Here is a 24,595-nt window from a genome sequence, read left to right on the forward strand (position 1 = left end):
TATCAGTCATTAAACTTAAAGAGGAGAAATTAAAATGCCAAAACAAAAAACACACCGCGCATCAGCTAAACGTTTTAAACGTACAAGTTCAGGCGGATTGAAACGCTTCCGTGCCTACACTTCACACCGCTTCCACGGTAAGACTAAAAAACAACGTCGTCATCTTCGTAAGGCAGCTATGGTGCATTCAGGAGATTTCAAACGTATCAAAGCAATGCTGTCTCAAATGAAATAAGGCATTTAGTCAAAGCAATTAAGAAGAATATTTGGAGGAAAATATAAATGGCTCGTGTTAAAGGTGGCGTTGTTTCTCGCAAACGCCGTAAACGTGTACTTAAATTAGCTAAAGGTTATTATGGTGCTAAGCATATCTTGTTCCGTACGGCAAAAGAACAAGTAATGAATTCTTACTACTATGCTTACCGTGACCGCCGTCAAAGAAAACGTGATTTCCGTAAATTGTGGATTACACGTATCAATGCGGCAGCTCGTATGAACGGTTTATCCTATTCACAATTGATGCATGGTTTGAAATTGGCAGAAGTTGAAGTTAACCGCAAAATGTTGGCAGACTTAGCTGTTAACGATGCAGCAGCTTTCACAGCACTCGCTGATGCAGCTAAAGCAAAACTTGGTAAATAAAAATGAGAAATGGGCCTAGTGCTCATTTTTTATTTTTAAAATATAAAGGATATAAATGACTTCAGTTAGTTGTTAATTGAAATAAAATCATCCAGATAGTCCATGCAATGACTGTAAAGATATAGGTTTTGTACTTCAATGGCTTACTGTAGTAAGTAAACAAAATCTGCATTGGGCCAACAGCATAGCCGCTCAATCTGATATATAAATTTGGATTCAAGTTAGATAAAGCAATCGTTAATATACCAAGAGATAAGTCTGATAAATGCAGTCTAGAATATATTTGCAATAAAGCCTTAGGTAATTCAGACTCTTTCAGTGCTTTAAGACCATTAACCGGATAGATACTATTTCCAATAATTAACACAGTACCTATCCAAGCAAAGATGCAGTATATCAAGCTAACACTAATTATTGCGAGCATAAAATAGTCGTCCTGCCTATGGTATAGTACGAAAGAAATGATAGAGCCACTAAATAAAAATGCTGTGATGGCTAATAACTCATCACAAAATTTGAGCAGTTTATCATGTGATTTGATCCAATGTACAGGGTCTGTTAAAAATAAGTCTGATTGTGAAAGGTGTGCTAAGAGTATTCTTGAGAGGCTTAACATTAATGTCGATAGCATTGGAATTAGCAGTCTGTTCATGGTCATAATCTCCTATCGGGTTGATAATGCTATTATATCAAAGTTTTGATGAGTCCTTGGTGGAGTTTTGTATGATTGAGGAGGCTGAGCCATCATGGCTGTCTGTCCCACTCTCATCATTTAGAAAATTGCCTTAATGTAATTACATTAGGTTCTTATTTGCTTGACGATTTATTTTTTAAGCACGCTTCGAGAAAGACAGGAATTGATACAATTTTTAGATAGGGAGCAATGGCAGTTAGTTGTCTGGAAACATCTCGTTTTGAATTTTAATGCTGAAATTTTGGTTTGCCTTTTGTCATAGATTATGGACAGCCCCTTGAAGCTCGGGACTAATTGCCCTATAATAGTAGATGTTGGAATGGAGGACAAATGTGAATAAACAATCGTATCGCTTTTGGGGGATCTTGCTCTGTTTAGTAGCTTTATTAGGAATAATAGTGTACCGACATAGTGCTATTAAGAAGGATTTAACCCGAGCAGCTGAGTCTGAGAAAATTTTTAGTAAAAAGCAAGGATCTGTAGTGGCAGTTAAGAAGCAAGATACTTGGCTTTATTATCCTTGTAATGATAAAGGAAAAGCTTATGCTGGACTAAAAGAAACTATAAATAAAGCAGCTGAAACGGCTAAGGATGGCGATTATCGATTTGTTGGCATGGCTTGTTCGGACTCTGCTTTAAAAAATGTTCAGCAGGCTAAATTTTATGAACACCCTTACTATAAGCAGGGAGCATCATTGCATAAAGGAAAAAGCAAAGTACTCAGAAGCTTTTTAATCAAGTCGGATAATACGGCTTTGAAACTGACGGATCTACTGTCGCGGACAACAGATTTAAGGGAAGCCTTAACGCCTAAGGTTAAAGCAGCGCTTAAAGCCCAAGGAATCAGTAAGAAGCAGCAGGCTAAGGTCTTGACTGTCTTTAAAAAAGAGAAACTGTCAAAGATAGCTTTTAGCTACAGTCAGTCTCAGTTAGTTTTATCTATCGGTGGTCAAAAGGTTATGATTGCTATTACTAGCCTTTACGATATTCTCAATCCTAATTATCTAAAAGATAAGGATCTGAAAGCCTACCAATCTTATAAACATGGGGCAGGTTTACAGGAGAAGATGTCAGGACACGTTGTTGCTTTGACTTTTGATGATGGTCCTAATCCTATGACAACACCTAAGGTTCTTAAAATTTTGAAGAAATATAAGGCTAAGGCCACCTTCTTTGTTGTCGGCCAAAGCGTTGCTGGTAATGAAGGTATCCTCAAGGAAGAGTTGAAAGACGGTCATGATATTGGGAACCACTCTTGGAATCATCCCCAATTGAATAAACTACCGGTTAATCAAGCCTCTTCGCAAATTACCCAAACAAGTCAGGCGATCGAAAAGGCAACAGGTCAGGCGCCTAAACTCTTACGTCCGCCTTACGGTGCTACCAACGATAAGGTGCGGAGCTTAACAAATCTCTATCAAGTGCTTTGGGATGTTGATACACTGGATTGGAAAAATCGCAACACACAGGCTATTTTAAGTCAAGTAAAGTCTCAGGTGAAAAATGGCAGCGTTATTCTGATGCATGATATTCACCAGACAACGGTTGATGCTCTTCCGACAGTGCTGGGCTATTTAAGTTCACAGGGGTATAAGTTTGTGACTGTCAGTGAATTGTATGGTTATGTTTAATTTAGATAAGACTTGAGTTTCTCAGGTCTTTTTTCTATCATTTGTCAGGTTTATTGAGCATTTTTAAATTGAAGACACCTGCGGCTCTGTGAAATTAGACTCGCTTTCCCAAAATATTTAGGGATTCTTTGTCAAGCTCCCTAAATTTCTTTGAGTCGCTTAACGGCTTAGTATCTTGTATTAGCTTAGCATCAATTTTTGCCTTGGAACAACTGGAGTTTTTAGAAGAGATTTCCGCATCTCGACTTAGGAAAAATTAGGATTTTGTCTAAAAATGGTTGTCTTTTATGGTAAAATACTAGTATATATTAGCCTTATTATGGGAGTCTTTCATGAAATTAGCAACGAATGTTCAGCATCTTCAGGGAACGATCCGTGTTCCCGGTGATAAATCCATTAGTCATCGTTCCATCATGTTTGGCAGTTTAGCCAAGGGAGTGACGACTGTTCATGATATTTTGCGCGGCGAAGATGTCTTGTCTACTATGCAGGCCTTTCGAGATATGGGGGTTAGAATTGAGGATGATGGTCATGTCGTTACAATCTACGGTGTGGGCTTCCATGGTCTCAAAGCACCAATGAACCAACTTAATATGGGTAATTCTGGAACTTCCATCCGTTTGATTTCAGGTGTTTTAGCCGGCCAAGACTTTTCTGCTGAATTGTATGGTGATGACAGCCTGTCTAAGCGTCCCATGGATCGGATTTCGATTCCCCTGCGTCAGATGGGGGTGGAGATTTCTGGTCAAACGAAACGAGATTTACCACCTCTAAAAATTCACGGCAGCCACTCACTTAAACCGATTCATTATCAGCTGCCAGTGGCCTCAGCTCAGGTCAAGTCGGCTTTGATTTTTGCGGCTTTACAGGCAGATGGAGAATCCCTTATTATCGAAAAAGAGAAAACCCGCAATCATACTGAAGATATGATTGAGCAGTTCGGCGGTCACTTAGAGATTTCAGGTAAGGAAATTCGTGTTCATGGCTGTCAAAAATTAACTGGTCAGGAGGTTGTTGTTCCCGGAGATATTTCCAGTGCCGCTTTTTGGTTAGTAGCTGGCCTGATTTTGCCTGATTCTAAGATTATTTTGGAAAATGTTGGAATTAATGAAAGCAGAACGGGTATTCTGGATGTCATCAAGGCGATGGGCGGGAAAATTAGTCTCAGTCAAGTGGATCCTGTGGCCAAGTCTGCTACCATTACAGTAGAAAGCTCAGCTTTACAGGGGACGAGCATTTCTGGTGATATCATTCCACGTTTGATTGATGAATTGCCTATCATTGCCTTATTGGCGACGCAGGCTCAAGGGCAGACAGTGATTGCTGATGCGGAAGAGCTCAAGGTTAAAGAGACCGACCGCATTCAAGTAGTAGCAGATGCCCTCAATAGTATGGGAGCTGACATTGAACCGACTGCAGACGGCATGATTATCCGAGGGAAGACTGCTCTGCATGGGTCAAGGATCAATACCCTTGGAGACCATCGGATTGGCATGATGGCAGCTGTCGCAGCTCTCTTGGTCAAAAAAGGAGAGGTCGAGCTGGAGAGAGCGGAGGCTATCAATACTAGTTATCCAGGCTTCTTTGATGATTTGAAAGGATTGATGAATGGCTAAGATTTTAATTGGTTTTATGGGTTCTGGTAAATCTACTATTGCTGGCCTTTTGGATGAAAATTTTATTGATATGGATGCCCTGATTACCGAAAAAATTGGTATGCCGATCGCAGATTTCTTTGCAACTAAAGGAGAAGCGGCCTTTCGTCAAGTTGAAGCTGAAACCTTAGCAGAACTGGCTGATAGCAATTCAGTGATTGCAACAGGCGGCGGTGTGGTTACAAGCCCTGCTAATCGAGATATTTTAGCTCGAAATTCAGAGACTATCTATCTGAAAGCAGACTTTGCTACCCTCTATAATCGGATTGCCAGGGATGAAGCCAATGTTCGTCCGCTCTTTGTCAATAATAGCAAGGAAGAGTTTCAGGCCATCTTTGATGGCCGGCAAGCCCTTTATGAGGAAGCAGCTAATGTTATTATTGATGTTACTAATAAGACACCAGATGAAATTGTTGAGGAAATCAGATGAAGATTGCCTACCTAGGTCCTAGTGGTTCCTTTACCTATAATGCTGCTCTCAAGGCCTTTCCAGAACAAGAATTAGTCCCGTATGCTAATATTACCGATGTGATTAAGGCCTATGAAAATAGTCAGGTTGATTTTGCTATCATCCCAGTGGAAAATTCTATCGAAGGTTCGGTTCATGAGACCTTGGATTACCTTTTCCATCAAGCTGATATTAAGGCTGTGGCAGAGATTGTTCAGCCTATTCAGCAGCAGTTAATGGCTCGTACCGCAGATAGAAACATTGAGAAAATATTTTCTCACCCTCAAGCACTTGCTCAAGGAAAAGCTTATATTCGGGAGCATTATCCTCAGGCAAAAATCGAAGTGACAGCCAGCACGGCCTATGCGGCTCGCTATGTAGCAGAACATCCTGAGCAGTCTTATGCAGCCATTGCTCCTAGCGTAGCAGCGCAGGAATATGGCTTAACCATTATTGGTCAAGATATACAAGAGATTGATGAGAATTATACCCGCTTTTGGATTCTGGGGCAAGAAGCGCCTCAGCTGCCTCTGCAAGCTCAGGTTAGCAAGATTTCTTTAGCCCTTACCTTGCCTGACAATCTACCCGGAGCTCTCTATAAGGCTATGTCAGTCTTTGCTTGGCGGGGTATTGATATGACTAAGATTGAGAGCCGGCCTTTGAAGACGGTTTTGGGAGAATATTTCTTTATCATTGATTTGGACAATTCTTTAAGTGCGCTCGTCGCATTTGCACTGGAGGAATTGCAAGTCCTTGGAATCGACTTTAAGGTACTAGGGGAGTATAATGTTTATAACATTTAAAATCTACAGAATTATCGGATAATAGAGAGAAACTATGGCAAATCATAATCTTACGCATCATGAAGAGTTGCGTTACAACTACTTGATGCGAAACTACCATTATCTATCGCCCAAGGAGCAGGAAGAGTTTAATTATTTAAGAAATAAAGTTGAGGTTTTCAATCAGGCCCAGCGTAGCAGAAGTGCTTATCAATACAGCCAATCGGATTATCAGGAAGAGTCCGATAATTCAAGCCAGTGGTATCAAAATGACGACGCTGATGATGGCTACTATTCAGACTACGATGACGACCTAGATCAGGACGGCTATACTGATCAAGGCTTGCCCCTTTATGATGATGAACATTCCTCATATCAAGCACGTAAGGCGAGGCAAAGATCGCAAAGGACAGTTGAACCGACTGCCTATGATAGTTCTGCCAGACCCTCTCGTCCCAAGAGGCCTAGAAATAATCGCCATTGGGTCAAGAGAACCTTTTTAGCCCTCTTAGGGATTATGTTGCTCATCTTTGCAGGAATGGGCTATAAGTTCTATAAGGGTCTTTCAGCTGTCAATGGAGCCAACAGTAAATATAAACCAGCAATCAAGGAAAAGTTCAATGGTGAGGATACTGAGGATGGTACTAATATCCTGATTCTAGGAAGTGATAAACGGGTTACTCAGGGCTCTACCGATGCGAGAACCGACTCCATTATGGTGGTTAATATCGGCAACAGCGATCACAAGGCTAAGATGGTCAGCTTTATGCGAGATACCCTAATCAATATTGACGGGACCAGTGCTGATAGTTATTCCAATGATCAAAAACTCAATACTGCCTTTAATTTAGGGGAGCAAGACGGTAATCAGGGGGCTGAATATATGCGGCAGGCCCTCAAGGATAATTTTGGTCTCAAGATTAAGTATTATGTTATGCTGGACTTCGAGACCTTCGCTGAAGCTGTTGATACGCTTTTCCCGAATGGGGTTGAAATTAATGCCAAGTTTGCGACCGTTGAAGGAGAAGAAGTTTCAGAGGTTCAAGTGCCCGATGACCTTAATGCCAAGGATGGGGTGACACCTGAGCAGACTATCAAGGTTGGGAAGCAAAAGATGGATGGCCGAACGCTGCTGAATTATGCCCGTTTCCGCCATGATGACGAAGGCGACTTCGGACGGACCAAGCGGCAGCAGCAGGTTATGAAGGCTGTTATCAGCCAGATAAAGAATCCGACCAAACTTTTTACGGGGTCAGAAGCCGTTGGTAAAGTCTTTGCCATGACTTCAACTAATATGCCTTACAGTTTCTTGCTGAAAAATGGGGTGCCCATTATGACAGATGCCTCTAAGGGGATTCAGCAGAAAACCGTACCTGAAAATGGGGACTGGGTTGATGATTATGATATGTATGGCGGTTTAGGCCTATCTATTGATTTTGACCACTATCGTTCCCAACTGAAGAAAATGGGTATGCGGTGATTGGCTCAACTATACTATAATGAGAGTAGGGCAATCATCAGTAGATCGTATGAAATGGCGATTTCGATTTTCCACGCTCTCCTATTTTAAGCCTCAGACCTCTGCTGATCTTTTGTTTTAAGGCGGCAGGCTTTGGCAGTTTATCCTCAGATGCAGGGTTAAGTAGATAGGGCGAGTCTTACTTGCTCTCCCCTATTTTGATAGTTTCCCAGACTGTTGAAGTTATCACTAATATGGCAACTAAAGGGGTTAAGGGATTCCTGAAAATGGGCATGCGCCCTAGATAAAGACTTCCAATTAACTACTTGATGATTACTTCCGTTTAAAACAGTCAAATCGAGTCTGAAATTTTGTCTCAGACTCTTTTTTATAGAAATAGACTAATGATTTAAGAAAAGAGAAAAAATGTTAAATAAAAATGATGTGATTGATGTTGAGATTGTCGATCTAACCCATCAGGGTCAAGGGCTGGCCAAGGTTGATGGTTTGGTTTTCTTTGTGGATAATGCTCTTCCGGGTGAAAAAATCCGCATGCGTATTTTGAAAATCAAAAAGAAAATTGGTTACGGCAAGGTTGAGACTTATTTAGAACTGTCACCTGATCGGGTGCAGAATCTGGATACAGCCTACCTGAGAACTGGGATTGCTGACTTGGGACATCTAGCTTACGACAAGCAGCTGGATTTTAAACGTCAGCAAGTGGTTAATAATCTGACCAAGATTGCTGGAATTAGTGATGTCGAGGTGCTCCCGACACTTGGTATGGATCAGCCCTATGCCTATCGCAACAAAGCGCAGGTACCTGTTCGCAGGGTTCGCGGGCAGCTGGAGACAGGCTTTTTCCGCAAGAATTCTCACGATCTTGTGCCTATCGAGGATTTCTATATTCAGGATAAGGAAATCGATAAGCTTATTGTTTTTGTGCGGGATCTTTTGCGACGCTATGATCTCAAACCTTATGATGAGAAAGAGCAGACAGGTCTTATCCGTAACTTAGTCGTCCGTCGAGGACATTATACAGGTCAGATGATGCTGGTTCTGGTGACGACGCGGTCAAAAATCTTTCGAATTGAGCAAATGATTGAACAGATTACTACTGCCTTTCCAGCAGTCAAATCCATCATCCAAAATATCAATGATAAGGCTACTAATGTCGTTTTGGGTTCAGAATTTCGGACCCTCTACGGTAAAGATACCATTATCGACAGCATGCTGGGGAATCAGTACGAAATTTCAGCTCAGTCCTTCTATCAGGTCAATACGGTCATGGCTGAAAAGCTCTATCAGACAGCTATTGATTTTTCTGAGCTGAGCAAGGAGGATGTCGTTATTGATGCCTATTCAGGTATCGGTACCATTGGCTTATCTGTGGCTAAGCAAGTTAAGCAGGTCTATGGGGTCGAAGTGGTAGCCAAGGCCGTTCAAGATGCTCAAGAAAATGCTCGAGCTAACGGTATCAGTAATGCCGACTATGTCTGTGCCTCGGCCGAGGCGGCTATGGAGGATTGGGTCAAGGCAGGTATCGAGCCGACTGTCCTCCTCGTTGACCCGCCGCGCAAGGGACTGACTGAGAGCTTCATCAAAGCTAGTGTCGCCGTGCAACCAGACAAAATCACCTACGTCTCCTGCAACCCAGCCACCATGGCGCGTGACATCAAGCTTTATGAAGAACTGGGCTATAAGCTTAAAAAAGTGCAGCCTGTGGACCTTTTCCCAAACACACACCACATCGAGTGTGTCGCTTTACTTGAACAATGCCATTAGATTGTCCGCCTTGCTTTCTTGTTTTAAGGCAAGATGCTCAACAGATCCAGTGGATCTGTTGACCCCGAATACCACCATGTTGAGTGCGTAAGTTTGCTAGTCAAGGAGTGGCACGACGAAGAGTAGTAATGACTTCTGCTCCTGAAATAGCTGCCTAAGAGTAGATTTAGTTAGTATGGGTTATGTTAATGATTAATTCTATTTTGATCTGTCAACACTGTTTAATAATACCATTAATAAAATGGAATTTTTATAGATAATATTTATTTGAGGAGATTAAGTCATGGAACACGAAAAATCTTTTAAAAAATCTAAAGGAGAAATTGGGGCACCTTATAAAGTATTTGAATGTTTAGTGAAAGAATTAAGAAATGAGTCAATTATTATGCTACATGTTAGTGAGAATGACTTCTTTAAGCTTGGGGATCGTGCTATTGCATCAAGTATTAAAGAAGGGACGCTTGCGGAGGATTTTGATAAGGGAAATCTTGATTCAATATTTACTGATCCAAAAGTAACATCTTCAAAAATGTACAGTGCTTTTATAAACTACTATATTTTAAGACTGACTGCTGTCCTTGAACTATATTTCAAAGATTCTATTAAGCAGTTACTAAAACTAAATATAGATTTGTTAGTAAAAGGTTTTAAGGAGACAGAAAAAGGGAAATCAGAGAAAAATTTGGATAAGAATTATGTCCCGAAAAAGTATTTAAAATATCTAAATAGAATTACAGAACAATATTCTAGCGGAAAAAAATTTTCTGGAAAATATCAAAATTATTCAAAATTTTTGGAGATTGATGAAAATAATACCGATATATTGGATAAATTAGATAATCTGTTTTCTCTGAGAAATGATCTAGCGCATCTTAATAGATTTCCTGCTGAAGATCTTGCTGCAGGAACAAATCCCAGACTAACTACAGTGAGTGGTTTTGAGTATTCTCGAGAGACTTCACTTTCGAAGGAAAATTTTGAGGAAGTTGTAAAAGAACTTTTAGATTTGACGATTAAGGTTTCTAAATTTTTAAAACAAGTTGAACAGACAATTAATTCAAAGTGGAAGCCAGATTACGAAAAAGCGGAGGTCCATTATAAAAAGTTAGTTCAAAAACTTTCGAAGAGTAAAGAATGACGTGACGAAACGATTGGAAACAGCGAGTTGCATTTCAGGTCTTTTCGAGCATTTGACCATCAGCCCCTGAGGGCAGATTTGAGTGTAAAAAATTGGTTTATTACCAAACAATCGCACTCGTCAGAGATTTGACATGGTCAATTGGATAAAAACAGCTTGTGGCTGTGGCTTAGATATCGGGATAGAGTATGCAGGTTAGGCAACTAAACATAACAAAAATCAATCATTTTTGACAGCTTTGATTGGTAGATAATGGGGCAACTTTTTACTACAATTTTCATAAGAATCAAATAAGGAGGTTCTCTTGAAAAAAATAATGAAAATTGTTGGTATAGTTCTGTTGATTATCATTATAGTTGCCATTGTAGCTTTTGGACTTTATTGGTATCGCAATATCCATTGGTATGACAGATATAAGAAAACACTGAATATGGCAGGTGCAGTTGAAAAGCAAGTTACTCTTCCGAGTGGTAATGTCATCAATTATGGTGAAGTGAACAATGATAAACCTGCCCTTCTATTAATCCATGGACAGATGAGTATATGGCAGGACTATGCACTTGTCATGCCTGAATTCAGTAAAAATTGGCATATTTACGCTGTTGATGTTTATGGACACGGGGAATCATCACATGATGAAAGTCTGTATTACCTCGATGTGAATGGTGACGATCTGATCTGGTTTATCAATAATGTCATCGGCAAGCCTACCGTTGTTGCCGGACACTCCAACGGAGCAATCACGGCAGCGTATGTAGCAGCATACGGCGGTCAAAACATAGCTGGAGCAGTGCTGGAAGATCCACCAGTATTTTCTACTGATGGAGAAGGCTGGGAAGACAGCTTTGCTTACAAGGATGCGTATAAGCCTTTGCATGATTACAATGAGTCGGATAAGGCAGAGTGTTGGGAAGCTTATTACCTCCGTCACTGCTACTGGGGTCAGCTATATATGCCGGATGCCATGCCGAAACTTGCTAACTATGCACAAAAGCAACATCAGAAGAACCCTAATAAGGCTGTTCAGATAGGCTTTCTACCAAGTTCGATTTGGTATGTTTTTGGATATGCCAAGAAATATGATTTTGCATACGGTGAACGATTCTATGACCTGAGCTGGAATCACGGTTTGACACACAAAGAAATATTGTCAGCAATAGAAGTTCCCTGTGTCTATATTCATGCAAAGGAGATGGTTCACGAGAATGGAACATATCTGTGTGCAGCATCCCGCGAACAAGCCGAGAGAGCGGTGGCTTATATTGGTGAAAATTGTCAGTTGGTCGAGACTGAAGACAGTAACCATGTGATTCATACTGTTCATAGTGCTTTCTATATTGAAAAGGTAAACTCGCTGCTATCAAAATGAGGACATTATGTTAAAAGAAAATCTTATGATGCTTCGTAATATACATGGCTTTTCGCAGGAAGAAATAGCGGAGAAAATAGATATCCCCGTAGGACTTATGCAAAAAGGGAGAGTGGCGAACTGTCTCGGACATCGAAAAATATAAGCATCTTGCGGATATCCAAGGTGTCATGATTGATAGGCTGATAAAAGCAGAAACGATAGATAGAAAAGAGAACATTCCACCTGCGCCACAAAGAAGCAATATCTGGGACTTGGTGACAATAAATGAATGTGGACAATTTGCAATCCCCAAAAACCGATCGTGAGAGATTCGGTCTTACCAGTGGGCAAAGAAAATGAGGAGAACGATATTTGACAATAGGTGTTTGATTTTCCATGGTTCACGAGTATCTCTAACTGTAACCAAGAAATTTAGTAGCTCATCTATAACAAAATCCTCCACTTTTATTATAGCGAAGGTTAACTTATTTTTATAAAATTGTTATCTGAAAACAAAATTTTCTTCATGCGTTTGTCGTACATTGCCTTCATTAGTAGGATGGAGCCTTATGATATGTTTCGATTTCGATTATGATTTCTTGCTTGAATTTCACAAGCAGTATCTGACAGAGTTGATAAAATCGTCGCTGGGATTTGATGTCGAGTTCAGCTCGAAGCACTAGAAGGACAAGAATGGAATTGTCCTTAATTTACAATAGTTAACATTTCGACGCTGTATCAGTTCCTTGGCGCATAGCGGCGATAATAGGAGGAACACATGGTTCCCCCCATATTGTATGGTAAGTGATGGCGTTTAGCGGTATCATTTAAATGGTTCATTTGGATGACTTCTGTTCGTTTGGTTACTGACAGCATAGTCCAAATGAACTTTTTTGTTAACTAAAAAATAAACTAGCACCACGGGTCATTAGATAATTTTATTCATCATTTATTTTTTGTATTCGTCACCAAAGGAGCAAAGGAAGTGTCTATGCTGAACGATGTATACTGAGTTTTTAGTTGAAATAGGCATTAACGATATGCTATAATGTAAATACAAAATGTATATACAAGAGGTTTTGATATGACTACTACACAACCTGTTAATTTTCGTGCTGATTCTGTTTTTTATCAACAAACTAAGGACATTTTAGCAGACGAGCAAATCAGTCTTACAGATGTTTTTAATGCTGCATTAAGAAAGATTGCAACTGGTGCTGTTGATGCCAAAGAATTTGTTTCGAGTGACTTGCCAGAGTCACAGTATCAAATTGCTTTTGAAGATTTAAAGAAAGAGATTCTGTTAGGCCATCAAGATATTGCTCAAGGTAAGGTCACAGCACTTGCAGACGTAAGGAAGGAATTTGGTCTTGACTAGTCATAAACGTTACAGTGTTTCCTTATCTGATGCGGCTAAACAGGATTTAAAAGCTATTCATGAGTACATTGTTCTCAACTTTTATAGCCAACAATCTGCTGATGGTAAGATTGATTTAATTTTATCAGCTTTAGAAATCTTAGAAACCTTCCCTGAAGCCTGTCCGCGTGTGGCGAGCCGTGGTTATGGTGAATTAACTGCTGATGGCAAAAGTTACCGCTACATGCCAATTGAGAATTATTTAGCTTTTTACTACATTGAGGAGCACAATGTTTATATTTCTCGTATCATGAATTCAAAGCAAAACTGGGCAAAATTATTTAATAGGTAATTAGGGAATATTTTTGGAAAATGAGTATAAAAAAGTGACTTTACAAGAGGTAAAGCAAGCCCTTCTTAGATTAAGGTAAGAAGGGCTATGTAAATATGCAGGTGTTATTTAAGAAGATGGCAAAGGTGTCTATTCCTATTCACTAGAAGATAAGGACATAGAAAATGATGTTTCTGTTATTTCAATGGACGTATTTCCTGACAAACGGTGAAATATTTTGAAGAAGACTATTTTCCTTCAATATTGCTATTTGACTAAATAGACTGATGAATTGTTGGGCAAGGTATCATCAATTTGAGTCCGAAAGTAGTTCTAGCATCAGTAACTATTGAGGGAAAAATAAGAACAGCTTATGGAAAGCTCATGACTATCAATGCTTTAAGAGATGCTACCATTGTTAAATAAAAAGAATTGACGTTTATTGGATATTGAAAAACAGGACAAAATGATTATGGCAGATTGGCAGTCACAGGAGTTATTAAGAATGGATAGAAAAAGAGCACTAGCGCTATATTTGACTGGCTCCTTAGGGCAAGTTTACCTTACTTGTCTTGTCGTCTGGTTGCTGGGTCGTATAGGCATAGCAACGGGCTATTCATCGTTTGCTGGTTGGACAGCTATTGGGATAGGCGGAACATCGTCGGCCCTTTGGGGATAGTGACTGTTAATAAATATAAAGGTATCAGCCTCAAAACAGTGCTAAAGGATTTCTTTTACATTAAGCAAGGTCCAGTAGATTATTTGTTGGTGTTCACATTTTTAGCTTTGAATTTTGTCTATGTTTTGATAGGCGGACAATTTCAGATCAATATCTGGTATTTGCCACTAGCGCTTTTCCTAAAAGCATTAGTGTTTGGCGGAATAGAGGAAATAGGCTGGAGATATGCCTTTCAGCCTATTCTTGAAGAGAAAGTACCCTATATTATTGCGACGGTTCTTACCTTTATGACTTGGGGAATATGGCATTTTGCTTTCTTTTATATTGATGGGAGTTTAGGAGACATGTCAGTAGCAACAGGTAGTCATTTCTGCCTCAGTTTGTTAGTCAATAGCTTTGTCTTATCAGCACTGTACCACAAAACAAATAGTCTGTGGATCTGTGCCATGACTCATGCCATGATAAATGTCTGTTCCCAATTAGCTGTTGGAGGGAATCAGTTTGTACTGTATGGTTGTCAGGCAATTATTCTAGTTTTGGCTATACTGCTCTCTATGAAAAACAAGCATCAACCATCACTGTTATAACCAGCCTTGGTGATTCTTAATACAGTTTTATACAGTTTCAAATTCTAGCGTCTTGGAGCGGAAAGTGGTATAATACTGGCTAATTGTCTGTTGGGCCGGTTTGTCTGGTCCGGCTTAGATAATGGAGTTTAGTATGACAGGAACGTTTATTTCATTAACACTGATTACTTTTATTGCAGCTGTCACCCCCATGGTGGCTCGTTTAATTCCTAGGCAGGTCGTGCCTGAGACGGTTATTTTAATAGCGGCAGGGGCAGTCTTTGGACCTCATGCTCTCAACCTTATTCATTCAGATAGTGAAGCTCTTGAGCTTTTGTCTGATTTGGGCTGTGCCTTCCTCTTTCTCTTGGCGGGATATGAAATTGATCCTAAGGTTATTGTTGGGAAAGAAGGCAAGAAGGGGTTTGGAACTTGGGTCGTAACCTTTGCTATTGGTTTAGGTGTCGCCTTTATCATGCCCGATATTGCCTCAGGGAAACAGGGCCTGATAGCGACTGCTTTGCTCTTTACGACAACGGCTCTGGGAACCCTCATGCCTATCCTTGAAGAACGCGGCCTAACAGGTACCCAAATCGGTAATACGATTATTGCTTACGGAACTTGGGGAGAGGTATCGACGGTCATTGCCATGGCCGTCCTGCTCTCAGCTCGGTCGACTTGGAAGACGGCGGCTATTCTAGGCGGTCTACTACTGATTTGTATTTGGCTAGCAGCTTTAGGAAATAAGGCCGTCCAGCGAGGCGGGGCCATGTATCAATTTCTTCACTCTAAGTCTGATACGAATTCCCAGATGACGGTTCGAGTAACGATCCTCCTCTTAATTGTTCTAGTAGCTTTTTCTGCTATCTTTGATTTGGATATTGTCTTGGGAGCTTTTGCGGCTGGCTTTGTCCTTCGTTTTGTTATTCCAGAGAATAGTCATACTTTGGAGAAGAAGATCAATGGGATTGCCCATGGTTTTCTGATCCCTCTCTTCTTTGTGATTTCGGGTTGTGGTATCAATTTAACAGCGGTAGCGGATCGTCCTTGGCTGCTTGTGGCTTTTATTCTGGCTCTCTTCTTGATTCGCGCCGTTCCTATCGTTCTTTCCCTATCCCTAGAGAAGGATACCGAACAGCGTTTGACTCTCCATAATCGTTTTTCTGTTGCCTTTTATTGTACGACAGCCCTTCCCTTGATTGTTGGGATTACTGGAATTGCGGTTAAGGATGATTTTATGACCAGTGACATTGCTTCGGTGTTGGTGGCAGCAGGAGCCATTACGGTCTTTCTCATGCCTTATTTTGGTGCACTCACCTATACAGTAGTTGATGCTGAGCCAATTTCAGCCGTGCGTGAAATTTTTCATTCTCCAAGGGACATCACAACGATTTTGAACAAGCACTTTGAGCAGGAAAGAGAACGGGCCCGTCAATATCAAGATTATGCAGCTAAGCGCATTGCTTGGGGGTTAGACACTATTCAAAATCCTGAGGAGCGTCAGGAAATGCGGGACTTGCTTGTGAAGAATCGAGAGGAAATCCAAGACTTTCATCAAGAGCAGTTGGAATTACGTAAAGACCTTTATGCCAAGCATACCGATGCTATCAAGGAAGTTTATCAGAAATATCATAATGGTCAATTGCCAAATGACCATTTCTTGCGACTCTTGGAAAATCACCGTTATCAAAGAGATGATGAGTCAACTAACTAAGGCAAGAATGCTTGTTTAACTCCAATTCCTATTAGGTTTGGAGTTTTTTGCTATAATGAGAGCGACAAGATGTAGGGTACTTCACAATGGCTGATAATTAGTTGGTACAACTCTTTAAGCTGAGATTTTTACCGAATAAGTTAGCACATTGTAATGCAGTTAGTCTGACGGATTGCAGGTCATCTCAGAGTTGTAGGTCTGTAGACTTAGTTTTTGATTTTCTATTTATGGAGCCATCATTATTGGTTACCTCTCTAGTGGGGGAATTCCAATTCGTATCTTGCAAATTTTCTCAAAGGAAATTTGGATCTAGCTGACAAGTTGCGACCGTCACCACTGTGTGGCTCTGCCTATGTCCAGTTGACAAAACTGCTTTAATTAATATTGTCCCAACAGCTTGCGATTGACTGAGTTTTTCAGTTAAGTTTTAGTGATATCAGTAGTTGAAGATATATTTTTAGGATTAGCCTTGATATGGGAGGCTGAGACTTGACTTGGAGTGAACTTCAAGGTTTATAATGAAGCCGTTATAAGCAAAAAGAATTAAATGGGTCAGCAGTGGTTCATTGGTGCTAAGGCACCTGATAACTGCGCAGGGGTTAAAACTAAGTTGTCGTACCCCAGAAGTTTTACTCCCAACCACTGCGTCAAGAGTTTATTCCAAAACAGGCATATTGGTCGAGTTTTTGTCCAGTCTCATTTGTTATTAAGGGCGGAACACTTAAGTAACAAGTCCCTGCGTATCTTTAGAAAGGAAAACTATGTTAGAAAAAATTCAATCGCCAGCAGACTTGAAAGCTATGTCACAGAATGACTTAGAGCAAGTCGTTGTGGAAGCCAGACAGGCTCTGCTGGAAAAGACTAGCCATCATGGTGGTCACAACGGTCCGAATTTTGGTGTCGTTGAAATGACAGTGGCCCTTCACTATGTCTTTAATTCACCAATTGATAAGTTTATCTTTGATGTTTCTCATCAATCTTATGTTCATAAGATGCTGACAGGACGGGCTCAAGCCTTTCTCGACCCTAAGCACTATGATGATGTTTCGGGTTACACCAATCCCAAGGAGAGTGACCACGATCTCTTCACTGTTGGGCATACTTCAACTTCGCTGTCCTTGGCTTCTGGTGTTGCCAAAGCGCGTGATTTAAAAGACGAACACTCTAATGTTGTTGCTGTCATCGGGGATGGTTCTCTGTCAGGCGGTCTGGCCTATGAGGGTCTCAATCAAATTGCTACAACTGGCACCAATACTATTGTGATCGTCAATGATAATGAGCAATCCATTGCAGCTAATCCTAAGGGAGGGATTTACACAGCTCTGCGTCGTTTGCGAGAGTCGGATGGCCAGGCTTCTGATAATATTTTCAAAGCTCTGGGATTTGACTATTATTACTTGGACAAGGGAAATGACTTAGCGGCTTTGATTGCCCTCTTTCAGGAAGTTAAAGACAGCGACCATCCTGTCTTACTTCATATTCATACACAAAAAGGTCACGGTGTTTCCTTCATGGAAACCAACCGTGAAGCCTTTCATGCTGGCGGTCCTTTCGATCCACAGACCGGCTACTATCTGAAAGGATCAAATGAGCCTAGCTACAATTCCGTGACCGGCGACTTTCTGCTTGAAAAAATCAAGAAAGATCCTAGAGTCATCGCTGTTAATGCAGGAACCCCTATGGTTCTTTTCAATCAGGAGCAAAGAAAGGAAGCTGGTCAACAATTTGTTGATGTGGGTATTGCTGAAGAGGAAGCAGCAACTATGTCGACAGGTTTGGCTAAAAATGGGGCTAAGCCTGTCTGGTATGTGTCTTCAACCTTTATGCAAAGGACCTATGACCAATGGTCGCACGACATTGCTCTCAATAATCAACCAGTAACTGTTTTGGTTCATGCGGCTTCGGTCAATGCCATGAATGACGAAAGTCATCTGGGCTTCTTCGATATTCCTTTCCTCAGCCATATCCCTAATGTCGTCTATTTGGCTCCGACTAATAAGGAAGAACACTTGGCCATGTTGGATTGGGCTATTGAACAGCAGGAACATCCCGTTGCCATTCGTGTACCAGTCGGTCCGCTCAAGGAAATAGGTCAGGCAGATGAGACTGATTATTCTATCCTTAATAAGAACCAAGTGACACAAGCGGGCTCTCAAGTCGCTATTTTTGGCTTGGGTAACTCCTATGGTTTAGCAGAGGAAGTAACCAGAGTTTTACAAGAGCAGCATGGGATCAAGGCCACTCTGGTCAATCCTAAATTTATCACAGGCCTTGACAAGGAGCTGCTAGATTCATTGTCTGCCAATCACCAATTAGTTGTTACCTTGGAAGATGGTCTGCTTGAAGGAGGTTACGGTCAAACGATTGCTAGCTATCTTGGTAACAGTGACCTCAAGGTTCAGAATTACGGTATTGACAAGCATTTCCATGATCGCTACGATCGGCAGGAGCTGATGGCTCAAAATGGTTTGAGTGTGGATACTATTGTTAACAATGTTTTGTTAACTCTTGGTAAATAGTTGAGACGAGTCTGAGACAGGCAGTCATGAGAGTCTTGCTCTTATCCATAAACTATCGCAATCTCTGAAGCTTGCGAATAAGGAATCAAGACTTCGTTCACTGATTTTTGTCCCATTCTCGACCTTGCTTACCATAAGCAATTTTAGAAAGGAAGTACGACTTATGAAAACTTTATCTATTGTCAATGGCCCACAAGCTGTTCCAGCGATTGTTCAAGGCTGTATGCGAATGCCTGATTTGAGCGATCAAGATGCCGCTCAGGTTATCAAAACGGCCTACGATGCTGGTATCACCTTCTTTGATCATGCCACTTGCTATGGAGAAGATGGTGCTGCTGAACGCAAATTTGGCCAAGCCTTTAAACTAACAGGTCTCAAGCGTGAAGATATCTTTTTACAATCTAAATGTGGTTTACGCTTTGAACGTCAGGAATTCGATTGGACTAAAGAAAATATTTTAACCAGTGTGGATGAGAGTCTGGAACGTCTGCAAACTGATTATCTGGATTCCCTCTTACTTCACAGACCAGATGTTCTCTTTGATCCAGAAGAAGTAGCTGAGGCTTTTGATGAGTTAGAACGTACAGGAAAGGTTCGTTATTTTGGTGTTAGTAACTTAATGCCTCTGCAAATTGAACTGCTTAAAAAATACGTTAAACAGCCACTTGTTTTTAATCAATTGCAACTTTCTTTGGATCAGTCTCAATTGATTGATCAGCCGCTTTACATGAATAATAAGGAAACTGAAATGTCCATCAATCGTGATGGTGATGCGCTGGATTATTGCCGCTTGCACGACATCACCATTCAGGCTTGGTCTCCGCTTCAATCTGGTTTCTTTAAAGGAACTTTTGTCGATAATCCAAAATTCCCAGAACTCAATGAAGTTTTGGAAAAATTTGCCCAACGCGAAGGGGTGACAAAGTCTGCTGTCGCTTTGGCTTGGATTTTGCGCCACCCAGCCAAGATGCAGGTTATTATTGGCAGTATGAATCCGCAGCATATTGAAGAGGCTGCTCAAGCAAGTAAGGTAACCTTGTCCCATCACGATTGGTATGAACTCTACTTGGCATCTGGCAAATATTTACCATAAAAAACAAATTTAGCCCTGTTCGGATGAATGGGGCTATTTGTCACGGTTTACTAACCCGTTGTGGGTCAGCAACAGCCAGACTAGAGAAATTTCAGAAGGGGATTAGCCTTCAAGCAGGGCTGGTTGAAATAATGGCCTTAACCCAGTATAATAGTTTTGTGATGAATAAAAGAAGGCTCAGTTAGAAAGGGAGGGCTCATGCCCTAGAGTATCTTGTAACATGGCAATTTTAGTTCTGGGAGGAGCTGGCTATATTGGCTCTCACATGGTGGATTATTTGGTCCAAAAGGGGCAGGAAGATGTTGTAGTGGTGGACAATTTGGTGACTGGTCACCGGGCTGCCGTTCATTCCTCTGCCAAGTTTTATCAAGGAGATCTGGCAGATCAAGGCTTCATGCGGCAAGTTTTCAGGGAGAATCCTGATCTTAATGCTGTTATCCATTTTGCAGCCTTTTCTCTGGTAGCCGAGTCTATGGAGAATCCTCTCAAGTATTTCGATAATAATACAGCTGGAATGATTAAACTTTTGGAAGTCATGAATGAATTTGACATCAAGCATATCGTTTTCTCGTCAACCGCAGCAACGTATGGCATTCCAGAAGAAATTCCTATCAAAGAAACAACGCCACAAAGACCTATCAATCCTTATGGCGAAAGCAAATTAATGATGGAGACCATTATGAAATGGTCCGACCAAGCTTATGGGATTAAATTCGTGCCCTTGCGTTATTTTAACGTGGCTGGGGCAAAGCCAGATGGTTCTATTGGTGAAGACCATGGACCTGAGACCCACTTGCTGCCCATCATTCTTCAAGTAGCTCAAGGAGTAAGAGAAAAAATCATGATTTTCGGGGATGATTATGATACTCCAGATGGCACTAATGTGCGTGACTATGTCCATCCTTTTGACTTGGCATCGGCCCACTTACTCGCCTTAAATTATTTGCGTCGAGGCAATCCCTCTACCGCCTTTAATCTAGGTTCTGCCACAGGCTTTTCTAACCTGCAAATTTTAGAAGCTGCCCGCAAGGTCACAGGTAAGGAAATTCCAGCTGAAAAGGCTGACCGCCGGCCAGGAGATCCTGATACTTTGGTTGCAGATTCCACTAAGGCAAGAGAGATTCTCGGCTGGGCACCTGAATTTGATAATATCGAAAAAATTATCCAAACTGCTTGGGCTTGGCACTCTAGCCATCCAAAAGGTTATGATGATAGAAATGAATAAAATGATACAAGACTCCTAGCCTGGCTATATCTTTAATGGTTAGGAGATAGCTCTAGTGTTCAATTCTAATAAAAGAGCTGACAAAGAGTAGAATTTATGTGCGTTAAAGCACTGACTCGCATTTTTAGATATGAAAAGGCCATTAGGGTTTAACCTGATGGCCTTTTTGCTTGCGGTTTTAAATGGATTTTTCAATTTTCCCCAGAGAGGCTCAAGCTGCTGAAGCTGGCTTTGTTTGCGTAAGAAAACTATTATTCATTGGCTTTTAAAACATGGGTCAATTCTTCATATTCGGCTTTTTTGTCATCGCCTAGTTTTCCATCAGTGATAACATAATCAAAATTGCTGGTTTTATAGAAGACGAAGAAGTCGTAGGAATCAAACTTTTTGTGGTCAATCAAGAGATATTTCTCAATGGATTTATCGAGGGCTAACTCTTGGATAGTACCCTCGGATTCGCTGTAGGTGGCTACAGAATCCTTGTAGACAGCATTAGCACTGATGAATGCCTTGGAAAAGACTAAGCTTTCAATATTATTGCTGGCTAAGGAACCTACAAAAGCTCCAGTGATCGGTCGGTATTCACCACCAATTAGTAGGAGATCGACACTGTTGCTGCCTTTCAAAACATCAAAGATAGGCAGGCTGTTGGTAATGATCCTCAGCTTTCTGTCTACTAACTCTTGAGCCAGAAATTCTAAGGTTGTTCCTGGTCCGATAAAAATTGTTTCTCCGTCTTGAATTCGTTTCGCGGTGTAAGAAGCGATTTGTTTCTTCTCAGCAACCTGTTGTGATTGCTTTTCCACATTTGTTTTTTCTTGACGATTTGATAAATTGATACTTTGAGCACCGCCGTGAATACGGATAAGGCGGTGCTCTTTTTCTAATTCGGCCAAATCACGGCGAACAGTCATATCAGAGACTTTAAGAGCATCCATAATAGCATTGACTGTAATGATCGATTGCTGGGATAGTTGATCTAATATCCAATTTAAACGTTCTTTTTTAATCATTCCTTTGCTCCAGTCCTTTATTGTGATGACATTATATCATATTAAATGGACAAAAAACACATTTATAAACAAAAAGTTACGAAAAAATTTTTTTATAAAAATGATTGGAAAATAGTTCTAATCATTGATATGAAAGGGTTTACAAAGATGTTTTGAAACAAACAAAAATAACCAACTTTTTCTTGACAAAAAGTTGGTTTTGGTTTATCATAATCTCGTAGCAAACAAAAACAAACAAAGGAGAACGAAAATGGCTATTGTACTTGGTGCCGATAAGGCAGGAAATCGTCTTAAAGAACTCGTAAAGGGCTATTTGCAAGAAAAAGGGTTTGAAGTCCTTGATGTCAGTGACACTTCACAAGAGGATTTTGTCGATGTCACCCTAGCTGTGGCTAAGGAAGTCAATGCAGCAGATGGTAACCTTGGCATTGTGATCGATGCTTATGGAGCTGGGCCTTTCATGGTAGCAACCAAAGTTAAAGGGATGATTGCAGCAGAAGTATCGGATGAACGCTCGGCCTACATGACACGTGCTCACAACAATGCTCGTATTATCACCATGGGTGCTGAAATTGTCGGAGATGAGCTGGCTAAGAATATTGTTAAAGGCTTTGTTGAAGGCCACTACGATGGCGGCCGTCATCAAGTCCGTGTGGATATGCTTAATAAGATGTGCTAAGAGAAGTAGCTTGAACTGGAGGATGTAAAAATGAAAATTGCTATTGGTTGTGACCATATTGTAACGGATGAAAAAATGGCTGTCTCAGAATTCTTGAAATCAAAAGGCCATGAAGTACTTGATTTTGGGACCTATGACCATGTTCGAACTCACTATCCTATCTTCGGGAAAAAGGTCGGTGAAGCTGTTGTCAGCGGCCAAGCTGATCTCGGTGTTTGTATCTGCGGTACTGGTGTCGGTATCAATAATGCAGTCAATAAGGTGCCAGGTGTTCGTTCAGCCTTGGTACGGGACATGACGTCTGCTCTTTATGCTAAAGAGCAACTCAATGCTAATGTTATTGGTTTTGGTGGCATGATTACTGGTGGACTTTTGATGAATGATATCATTGACGCTTTTATCAATGCCGAATACAAAGCAACCCCAGAAAATGACAAATTGATTGCTAAGATTGCCCATGTGGAAACATCAAATGCTGATCAATCGGACCCAGACTTTTTCAAGGAATTCCTTGATAAGTGGGACCGCGGTGAATATCACGATTAAGTTCAGATGTTACGTTACGATAGAAAACTTGAAGATAGTAGTGAGGAAGCAAAATGGTATTAACAGAACAAAAACGCAACTACATGGAAAAATTGAGTGATGAAAATGGCATCATTTCGGCTCTAGCCTTTGACCAACGAGGAGCTCTCAAACGTTTGATGGCTGAACATCAAGATTCAGAGCCCACTGTTGCGCAAATGGAAGAGTTAAAAGTCTTAGTTGCTGAAGAATTGACTCCTTATGCCTCATCCATGCTTTTGGATCCAGAATATGGTCTGCCAGCAACGAAGGTTTTGGATAAAAATGCTGGTCTTTTGCTGGCTTACGAAAAGACCGGCTACGATACTACCAGCACAAAACGCCTGCCAGACTGTTTGGATGTCTGGTCAGCCAAACGCTTGAAGGAACAAGGAGCGGATGCGGTTAAGTTCTTGCTCTACTATGATGTAGACAGCAGCGAGGAGCTCAACCAGCAAAAACAGGCTTACATCGAACGAGTTGGTTCTGAATGCGTAGCTGAAGATATTCCTTTCTTCTTGGAAATTTTGGCCTATGATGAAAAGATTGCGGATGCTAAAGGGGCAGAATTTGCTAAGGTAAAACCGCACAAAGTTTTGGGAGCCATGAAGGTCTTCTCAGATCCACGTTTTAACATTGATGTATTAAAGGTCGAAGTTCCCGTTAATATGAATTATGTTGAAGGATTTGGCGATGGAGAGATTGTTTACAGCAAGGCAGAAGCTGCTGAATTCTTTAAACAACAAGAGCAAGCAACCAATCTTCCTTACATTTATCTAAGTGCAGGTGTGTCGGCTAAGCTTTTCCAAGATACTTTGATTTTTGCTCATGAATCGGGAGCTAATTTCAATGGGGTTCTCTGCGGTCGTGCCACTTGGGCTGGCAGTGTCAAAGATTACATTGAAAAGGGAGAAGAAGCCGCTCGCGAATGGCTGCGAACCACTGGCTTTAAAAATATTGACGACCTTAATAAGGTTTTGCAAAAAACAGCTACTTCTTGGAAGACTAAAGCTTAGGAGTGATAGCTGCCCTCTTTACGTGTAAATAAGGAGAGCTTCACGAAAATTGCTGATCTCCTGCTGTATCTATATGTGTAAAAACTTTGAAAATATCATGAAAAGTAAGGGTTTACATTTTTCCTTGTTTATGTTAATATGAAAACATAATTGAATAGGGTAGATCGTAACTAATCAAACTAGGCGAGACTACAAATGAATCAAGGAACAGTGAATTTCTTTGGTTTGTTTGTGGTCTCTTTTTGTTTGGAATT

Annotated in this window: 24 protein-coding genes and 1 pseudogene; 22 read left to right on the plus strand and 3 right to left on the minus strand. The window is 40.9% G+C overall.

Annotated elements, in window-relative coordinates; translation table 11 throughout:
• Positions 1 to 34 precede the first annotated feature (34 nt).
• Together rpmI and rplT are read left to right on the plus strand one after the other, a co-directional pair.
• The gene (gene rpmI / locus ACFSN5_RS03595) at positions 35 to 235 is read left to right on the plus strand and encodes a 50S ribosomal protein L35 (protein WP_004229520.1); all 201 of its coding nucleotides are present in this window, start codon (positions 35 to 37) and stop codon (positions 233 to 235) included.
• 47 nt (positions 236 to 282) lie between these two features.
• Positions 283 to 642 (plus strand): 50S ribosomal protein L20, encoded by a 360-nt coding sequence (gene rplT / locus ACFSN5_RS03600; RefSeq protein WP_165209664.1) that lies wholly within the window; start codon positions 283 to 285, stop codon positions 640 to 642.
• A gap of 61 nt (positions 643 to 703) precedes the next feature.
• Here rplT and ACFSN5_RS03605 read toward each other — a convergent pair whose 3' ends face one another.
• Complete coding sequence (locus ACFSN5_RS03605) at positions 704 to 1,294, minus strand: hypothetical protein (protein ID WP_165209667.1); 591 nt, start codon at positions 1,292 to 1,294, stop codon at positions 704 to 706.
• 374 nt (positions 1,295 to 1,668) lie between these two features.
• On the opposite strand from ACFSN5_RS03605, the gene ACFSN5_RS03610 reads away from it, so the two are divergent.
• The 9 genes from ACFSN5_RS03610 to ACFSN5_RS03650 all read left to right on the plus strand — a co-directional run bounded on the left by ACFSN5_RS03610 (position 1,669) and on the right by ACFSN5_RS03650 (position 11,748).
• Positions 1,669 to 2,967: a polysaccharide deacetylase family protein gene (locus ACFSN5_RS03610; protein ID WP_241154244.1), complete on the plus strand. Its 1,299-nt coding sequence runs from the start codon at positions 1,669 to 1,671 to the stop codon at positions 2,965 to 2,967.
• 332 nt (positions 2,968 to 3,299) lie between these two features.
• Entirely contained in the window at positions 3,300 to 4,583 is a 1,284-nt protein-coding gene (gene aroA, locus ACFSN5_RS03615; protein ID WP_165209673.1) for a 3-phosphoshikimate 1-carboxyvinyltransferase, read from the plus strand.
• The gene (locus ACFSN5_RS03620) at positions 4,576 to 5,052 is read left to right on the plus strand and encodes a shikimate kinase (RefSeq protein WP_165209676.1); all 477 of its coding nucleotides are present in this window, start codon (positions 4,576 to 4,578) and stop codon (positions 5,050 to 5,052) included. The genes aroA and ACFSN5_RS03620 overlap by 8 nt, the downstream gene beginning before the upstream one ends.
• Entirely contained in the window at positions 5,049 to 5,873 is an 825-nt protein-coding gene (gene pheA, locus ACFSN5_RS03625; RefSeq protein ID WP_165209679.1) for a prephenate dehydratase, read from the plus strand. The genes ACFSN5_RS03620 and pheA overlap by 4 nt, the downstream gene beginning before the upstream one ends.
• A gap of 34 nt (positions 5,874 to 5,907) precedes the next feature.
• Positions 5,908 to 7,332 carry an LCP family protein gene (locus ACFSN5_RS03630; RefSeq protein WP_165209682.1) on the plus strand — a complete coding sequence of 475 codons (1,425 nt, stop codon included), beginning with the start codon at positions 5,908 to 5,910 and terminating at the stop codon, positions 7,330 to 7,332.
• A gap of 405 nt (positions 7,333 to 7,737) precedes the next feature.
• The gene (rlmD, locus tag ACFSN5_RS03635) at positions 7,738 to 9,096 is read left to right on the plus strand and encodes a 23S rRNA (uracil(1939)-C(5))-methyltransferase RlmD (protein WP_165209685.1); all 1,359 of its coding nucleotides are present in this window, start codon (positions 7,738 to 7,740) and stop codon (positions 9,094 to 9,096) included.
• A 283-nt stretch (positions 9,097 to 9,379) separates the two neighbouring features.
• Positions 9,380 to 10,234, plus strand: coding sequence for a HEPN domain-containing protein (locus ACFSN5_RS03640; RefSeq protein ID WP_165329135.1), 855 nt, complete (start codon positions 9,380 to 9,382; stop codon positions 10,232 to 10,234).
• A gap of 304 nt (positions 10,235 to 10,538) precedes the next feature.
• Positions 10,539 to 11,603, plus strand: coding sequence for an alpha/beta fold hydrolase (locus ACFSN5_RS03645; RefSeq protein WP_241154188.1), 1,065 nt, complete (start codon positions 10,539 to 10,541; stop codon positions 11,601 to 11,603).
• 7 nt (positions 11,604 to 11,610) lie between these two features.
• The gene (locus ACFSN5_RS03650; RefSeq protein ID WP_165209689.1) at positions 11,611 to 11,748 is read left to right on the plus strand and encodes a hypothetical protein; all 138 of its coding nucleotides are present in this window, start codon (positions 11,611 to 11,613) and stop codon (positions 11,746 to 11,748) included.
• Between the two features lie 448 nt (positions 11,749 to 12,196).
• On the opposite strand, the pseudogene ACFSN5_RS03655 reads toward ACFSN5_RS03650, so the two are convergent.
• Positions 12,197 to 12,461, minus strand: a pseudogene (locus ACFSN5_RS03655) (IS982 family transposase); the annotation flags it as partial.
• 208 nt (positions 12,462 to 12,669) lie between these two features.
• On the opposite strand from ACFSN5_RS03655, the gene ACFSN5_RS03660 reads away from it, so the two are divergent.
• The 8 genes from ACFSN5_RS03660 (at position 12,670) to galE (ending at position 21,069) form a co-directional block, all read left to right on the plus strand.
• Entirely contained in the window at positions 12,670 to 12,963 is a 294-nt protein-coding gene (locus tag ACFSN5_RS03660) for a type II toxin-antitoxin system RelB/ParD family antitoxin (RefSeq protein ID WP_004227383.1), read from the plus strand.
• Complete coding sequence (locus ACFSN5_RS03665; protein WP_165209692.1) at positions 12,956 to 13,294, plus strand: type II toxin-antitoxin system RelE/ParE family toxin; 339 nt, start codon at positions 12,956 to 12,958, stop codon at positions 13,292 to 13,294. Before ACFSN5_RS03660 ends, ACFSN5_RS03665 begins: the two co-directional genes overlap by 8 nt.
• Before the next feature lie 484 nt (positions 13,295 to 13,778).
• Positions 13,779 to 13,952, plus strand: a complete 174-nt coding sequence (locus ACFSN5_RS03670; protein WP_165209695.1) for a hypothetical protein — start codon at positions 13,779 to 13,781, stop codon at positions 13,950 to 13,952.
• Positions 13,952 to 14,539: a CPBP family intramembrane glutamic endopeptidase gene (locus ACFSN5_RS03675; RefSeq protein ID WP_241154189.1), complete on the plus strand. Its 588-nt coding sequence runs from the start codon at positions 13,952 to 13,954 to the stop codon at positions 14,537 to 14,539. The genes ACFSN5_RS03670 and ACFSN5_RS03675 overlap by 1 nt, the downstream gene beginning before the upstream one ends.
• 133 nt (positions 14,540 to 14,672) lie before the next feature.
• Complete coding sequence (locus ACFSN5_RS03680; protein ID WP_165209698.1) at positions 14,673 to 16,232, plus strand: cation:proton antiporter; 1,560 nt, start codon at positions 14,673 to 14,675, stop codon at positions 16,230 to 16,232.
• Between the two features lie 761 nt (positions 16,233 to 16,993).
• On the plus strand, positions 16,994 to 18,751 hold the full coding sequence (locus tag ACFSN5_RS03685; RefSeq protein ID WP_165209701.1) for a 1-deoxy-D-xylulose-5-phosphate synthase: 1,758 nt from the start codon (positions 16,994 to 16,996) through the stop codon (positions 18,749 to 18,751).
• A 163-nt stretch (positions 18,752 to 18,914) separates the two neighbouring features.
• Positions 18,915 to 19,844, plus strand: coding sequence for an aldo/keto reductase (locus ACFSN5_RS03690; protein ID WP_165209704.1), 930 nt, complete (start codon positions 18,915 to 18,917; stop codon positions 19,842 to 19,844).
• Between the two features lie 220 nt (positions 19,845 to 20,064).
• Positions 20,065 to 21,069 carry a UDP-glucose 4-epimerase GalE gene (gene galE / locus ACFSN5_RS03695; RefSeq protein WP_165209707.1) on the plus strand — a complete coding sequence of 335 codons (1,005 nt, stop codon included), beginning with the start codon at positions 20,065 to 20,067 and terminating at the stop codon, positions 21,067 to 21,069.
• 251 nt (positions 21,070 to 21,320) lie between these two features.
• Here the strand turns inward: galE and ACFSN5_RS03700 are convergent, their stop codons facing one another.
• Positions 21,321 to 22,082, minus strand: a complete 762-nt coding sequence (locus tag ACFSN5_RS03700) for a DeoR/GlpR family DNA-binding transcription regulator (RefSeq protein ID WP_165209710.1) — start codon at positions 22,080 to 22,082, stop codon at positions 21,321 to 21,323.
• Positions 22,083 to 22,332: 250 nt separating this feature from the next.
• Here ACFSN5_RS03700 and lacA point away from each other — a divergent pair, with 250 nt between their 5' ends.
• Genes lacA through lacD form a run of 3 tightly spaced genes read left to right on the plus strand, consistent with a single transcriptional unit; the run spans position 22,333 to position 24,341 of the window.
• Positions 22,333 to 22,761, plus strand: a complete 429-nt coding sequence (gene lacA / locus ACFSN5_RS03705) for a galactose-6-phosphate isomerase subunit LacA (RefSeq protein ID WP_165209713.1) — start codon at positions 22,333 to 22,335, stop codon at positions 22,759 to 22,761.
• A 30-nt stretch (positions 22,762 to 22,791) separates the two neighbouring features.
• Positions 22,792 to 23,307, plus strand: coding sequence for a galactose-6-phosphate isomerase subunit LacB (lacB, locus tag ACFSN5_RS03710; RefSeq protein ID WP_165209716.1), 516 nt, complete (start codon positions 22,792 to 22,794; stop codon positions 23,305 to 23,307).
• A gap of 53 nt (positions 23,308 to 23,360) precedes the next feature.
• Positions 23,361 to 24,341, plus strand: coding sequence for a tagatose-bisphosphate aldolase (lacD, locus tag ACFSN5_RS03715; protein ID WP_165209719.1), 981 nt, complete (start codon positions 23,361 to 23,363; stop codon positions 24,339 to 24,341).
• The last annotated feature ends 254 nt before the right edge of the window (positions 24,342 to 24,595 follow it).

This window comes from Streptococcus tangpeifui (genome assembly GCF_044503215.1).
GTDB lineage: Bacteria > Bacillota > Bacilli > Lactobacillales > Streptococcaceae > Streptococcus > Streptococcus tangpeifui.